At 73.2% G+C, this 4,454-nt stretch carries 3 protein-coding genes and 1 pseudogene; 1 reads left to right on the top strand and 3 read right to left on the bottom strand.

Features of this window, described 5'->3' with window-relative positions:
• Positions 1-133: 133 nt before the first annotated feature.
• The 3 genes from ACFW1I_RS12265 to ACFW1I_RS12275 all read right to left on the bottom strand — a co-directional run bounded on the left by ACFW1I_RS12265 (position 134) and on the right by ACFW1I_RS12275 (position 3,938).
• A complete protein-coding gene (locus ACFW1I_RS12265) occupies positions 134-1,978 on the bottom strand; it encodes a glycosyl hydrolase family 18 protein (protein ID WP_384669099.1) in 1,845 nt (614 codons plus the stop codon).
• Between the two features lie 122 nt (positions 1,979-2,100).
• Positions 2,101-2,745 (bottom strand): response regulator, encoded by a 645-nt coding sequence (locus ACFW1I_RS12270; protein ID WP_384669100.1) that lies wholly within the window; start codon positions 2,743-2,745, stop codon positions 2,101-2,103.
• On the bottom strand, positions 2,742-3,938 hold the full coding sequence (locus tag ACFW1I_RS12275) for a sensor histidine kinase (RefSeq protein WP_384669102.1): 1,197 nt from the start codon (positions 3,936-3,938) through the stop codon (positions 2,742-2,744). The genes ACFW1I_RS12270 and ACFW1I_RS12275 overlap by 4 nt, the downstream gene beginning before the upstream one ends.
• Positions 3,939-4,112: 174 nt before the next feature.
• On the opposite strand from ACFW1I_RS12275, the pseudogene ACFW1I_RS12280 reads away from it, so the two are divergent.
• Positions 4,113-4,454 (top strand): annotated as a pseudogene (locus ACFW1I_RS12280) (hypothetical protein); the annotation flags it as partial.

Below are 4,454 nucleotides of genomic sequence, written 5' to 3' on the forward strand. Positions count from 1 at the left end.
GGCGCCGCCCGGGGGCGGGGGGGGGGGGCCCCCCCGCGCGGGGGGGGGGGGGGGGCGCCCCGGCCGGGGGGGGGGGGGGGGGGGGGGGGCGGGCCCCCCCCCCCCCCCCCCCCGCTTCGTCGTACCCGGGGTGCTAGCTCAGTCCGCCGTTGATGGCGTTCACGAGCTCGCCGTTCGTGGTGTCACCGCTGAACTCCCAGAAGAAGGCTCCGCCGAGGCCCTGGTTCTTGGCCCAGCCCATCTTGGAGGTGACGGTGGCGGGGGTGTCGTAGCTCCACCAGTTGGTGCCGCAGTGGGCGTAGGCGGTGCCGGCGACGGTGCCGTTCGACGGGCAGGAGGTCTTGAGGACCTTGTAGTCCTCGATGCCCTGCTCGTAGGTGCCCTGGGCCGGGCCGGACGCCGTGCCGCCGGGGGCGGACTGGGTGACGCCGGTCCAGCCTCGGCCGTAGAAGCCGATGCCGAGCAGCAGCTTGTTCGCCGGGACGCCCTTGGCCTTGAACTTGGCGATCGCCTCGGCGGAGTTGAAGCCCGCCTGCGGGATGCCGGCGTACGAGGTGAGCGGGGAGTGCGGGGCGGTCGGGCCCTTCGCCTCCCAGGCGCCGAAGAAGTCGTACGTCATCACGTTGAGCCAGTCGTAGTACGGCGCGGCGCCCGCGTAGTCGGCGGCGTCGATCTTGCCGCCGGCCGAGGCGTCGGCCGTGACGGCCGCGGTGACCAGGTTGTTCGCGCCGAACTTGGCGCGCATGGCCTGCATCATGTTCTTGAAGGACGCGGCGCCGCTGGTGTCACAGGTGAGACCGCAGGCGTTCGGGTACTCCCAGTCCAGGTCGATGCCGTCGAAGACGTCGGCCCAGCGCGGGTCCTCGACCAGGTCGTAGCAGGACTGGGCGAAGGCGGCGGGGTTCTGGACGGCCTGGCCGAAGCCGCCGGACCAGGTCCAGCCGCCGAAGGACCAGAGGACCTTGATGTTCGGGTACGCCTTCTTCAGCTTGCGCAGCTGGTTGAAGTTGCCGCGCAGCGGCTGGTCCCAGGTGTCGGCGACGCCGTCGACGGACTGGTCGGCGGTGTAGGCCTTGTCGTAGTCGGCGTAGGCGTCGCCGATGGTGCACTTGCCGTTCTGGACGTTGCCGAAGGCGTAGTTGATGTGGGTGATCTTGGACGCGGAGCCCGAGGTCACGATGTTCTTCACGTGGTAGTTGCGCCCGTAGACGCCCCAGTTGGTGAAGTAGCCCATCTTCACGGCCTTCGGCGGGGGCTGGGTGCCGCCGCCGGTGGTGCGCACCGGGGTCGGGCCGGCGGCGGGGCCGGTCTGGTCGGCGGTGTCGCGGGCGACGACGGTGTAGCTGTAGTCGGTGCCGGCGGTGAGGCCCTGGTCGGTGTAGGTCAGCGCCGTGGTGGTGGTGACCTTGGTGCCGTCGCGCAGGACGTCGTAGTTCTTGACGCCGGTGTCGTCCTGGGCCGCGCCCCAGGTGAGCTTCACCGAGGTGTCGGTGATGTCCGAGGCGACCGGGGTGCCGGGGGCCGAGGGCGGGTTGTCGCCGGGCTGCTGGGTGCCGTCGCAGGAGGCGCCGTTGATCTTGCAGCCGCTGGGGGCGCCGGAGCCGGCGCCGTTGTAGCCGAAGGAGACGGAGGCGCCGGGGGCCAGGGTGCCGTTCCAGCCGACGTTCTTGGCGGTCCAGTGGTTGCCGCTGTTGGTGACGGTGGCGTCCCACGCGGAGGTGACCCGGGTGCCGGTGGGGTAGTCCCACTCCAGGGTCCAGGAGGTGATGGTGGTGGTGCCGGTGTTCTTGACGGTCCAGCTGGCGCCGAAGCCGGTGCCCCAGTCCTGGGTCTTGGTATAGGTCGCCGTGGCCGAGGTGGCCGCTTCGGCGGGGGAGGCGAGACCGACCATGGCGGCGAGCGGGAGGGCCAGGGCGGTCAGGGCGGCGGCGGCCCGTGCCCTGAATCCTCTTCGGCGCGTCGGTGCTTGAGTGCTCAACGGTGCTCCTCAAGTTGCGGACGTTCGGGGTGGGGGTGGTCCGTGGAGAGTTGCGCGCGCCCCGCGAGCGTAGGAAGGTCTGGACCAATCGTCAAGAGGTCCAGACCAACGTCGGTTCCGGTCTAGTGGAGCCCCAACTCCTGTGCCAGCACGGCCGCTTGGACCCGGCTGCGCAGCCCGAGCTTCCCCAGCACCTTGCTGACGTGCGTCTTCACCGTCGCCTCCGCCATCTCCAGGCGTACCGCCACCTCCGCGTTCGACAGGCCCGCCCCCAGCGCCGCCAGTACCTCCCGCTCGCGCGGCGTCAGCGACTCCAGGACCACGGGGTCCCGCCGTACCGGCGGGGACGGGGAGGCGAACTCCGCGATCAGCCGCCGGGTCACCGCCGGCGCGATCAGCCCCTCGCCCCGCGCCACCGTCCTGACCCCCTCGATCAGCTCCCGCGCGTCCGCGTTCTTCAGCAGGAAGCCCGACGCCCCCGCCCGCAGCGCCCCGAAGACGTACTCGTCCAGGTCGAAGGTGGTCAGCACGAGCACGTCCGCCAGCCCCTCCGCCACCACCAGACGGGTCGCCGTCACCCCGTCCATCCGGGGCATCTGCACATCCATCAGCACCAGGTCGGGACGGAGCTCGCGGGCCAGCTCCACCGCCCGCTCGCCGTCCTCGGCCTCCCCGACCACCTCGATGTCCGGCGCGCTGCCCAGGATCAGCACCAGGCCGGCCCGTACCGCCCCCTGGTCCTCGGCCACCACCACCCGCACCGTCATGCCCGCTCCTCCTCGCTCGCTCCCACGGGCAGCTCCGCCCGCACCCGCCACACCCGGGCGCCCCCGGCCGCCGTCACCGGACCGGCCTCCAGGGACCCGCCGAGCAGCGCCACCCGCTCCCGCATGCCCACAAGACCCGCCCCCGAACCCGGCACGCGCGGCCCCGGCCGCTGCCCGTACGGGCTGGTCACCGTCACCCGCAGCGCCCCGTCCCGGTGCGCCAGCGCCACCCGCACCTCGCCGGGCACCGCGTGCTTCAGCGCGTTCGTCAGCGACTCCTGCACGATCCGGTACGCGGCCAGCTCCACCGGCGCCGGCAGCCCCGGACCGTCCCGCCGGGCGTCCTCCAGGGCGAAGCGCAGCCCGCTCGCCGCGCCGTTCGCCCGCGCCTGCCCGACCAGGGCGTCGAGCCCCGCCAGGGTCGCCGTCGCGGCCGGCTCGCGCTCCGCGCCGCTGTCCCGCAGCAGCCCGATCAGCCGGCGCATCTCCGCGAGCCCCGCCACGCTGTTCTCGCGGATGACCTCCAGCGCCTGCCGGGTGGTGCCGGGATCGTCCAGGGAGAGCGCCGCCGTCGAGTGGATCGCGATCGCGGAGAGGTGGTTGGCCACCATGTCGTGCAGCTCCCGCGCCATCCGCGCCCGTTCCGCCACCACCGCCTGCGCCCGGTCCATCTCGGCCAGCAGCGCCGTCTGTTCGGCGCGCAGCCGGGCGGCCACGGCGGCCTCGCGGTGGTTGCGCACGATCGAGCCGGTGACGGCGGGCAGGAAGGCGATGATCCCGGTGATCACCCCGACGAGCAGCGCGAAGGCGTTCTGCCACCAGACCAGGAACGCCACCGTGGTGGCGACGGTGACCAGCGCGGTGGTGTACGGGATGCGGCGGGCCTGGGCCGGGGTGCCGTAGACGACCGCCGCGTAGACGACGTCCGTGAACATCAGCACGGTGGCCAGGTTCCCGTTGGTGAACTGGTCGGCCACCATGGCCAGCGTCCCGGTGACCAGCGCGGTCTGCGGCGCCACCCGGCGCAGCGCCTCGGCCCCGGCCATCACCGCCAGCGGGACGAGCGCCGCCCAGCGCTGCTCGAAGATCCGGTCGCCCGTGGTGTACAGCCCGAACGACCACAGCAGCACGCCGACCGAGAGGCCGGCCAGGGCGATGAGCAGATCGTGGGGGTGCGGGCGGGGGAGGGTCACGGAACCATCCAACACGCCCCGCGCCCTCCCGGCCTCGACGTACCGGCCGATCCGCGCGGGTCCGCGCCTCCGTCGAACGATGTAGGCGCGATTCCTCACCGGCGACGACGAACCGCGCCCGGCCGCACGGGACGCTGGGAGGGACCCGACGGGGGAAGCGAAAGGGGAAGCGCCGTGATCGTCACGCTGATCGTCGTCTGCGAGGTGGGGTTCTGGGTCCTGCTGGCCGCCGGGCTCGCCGCCCGCTATCTGCTGCGGATGCCCCGGCTCGGCCTCGGGCTGCTGCTCTGTGAGCCGCTCCTGGAGGTGCTGCTCCTCGTCGTCACCGCGATGGACCTCAAGAACGGCGCCGACCCCAGCTGGCGGCACGGTCTTGCCGCCGTCTACATCGGCTACACCGTCGGCCACGGCCACCGCACCGTGAAGTGGCTCGACGGACACGCCGCCCACCGCTTCGGCGGCGCCCCGCCGCCCCCGAAGCCGCCCCGGTACGGGCGGGGCCGGGCCCGGCACGAG

It is taken from the genome of Streptomyces sp. NPDC058955, from assembly GCF_042741435.1.
Classification (GTDB): domain Bacteria; phylum Actinomycetota; class Actinomycetes; order Streptomycetales; family Streptomycetaceae; genus Streptomyces.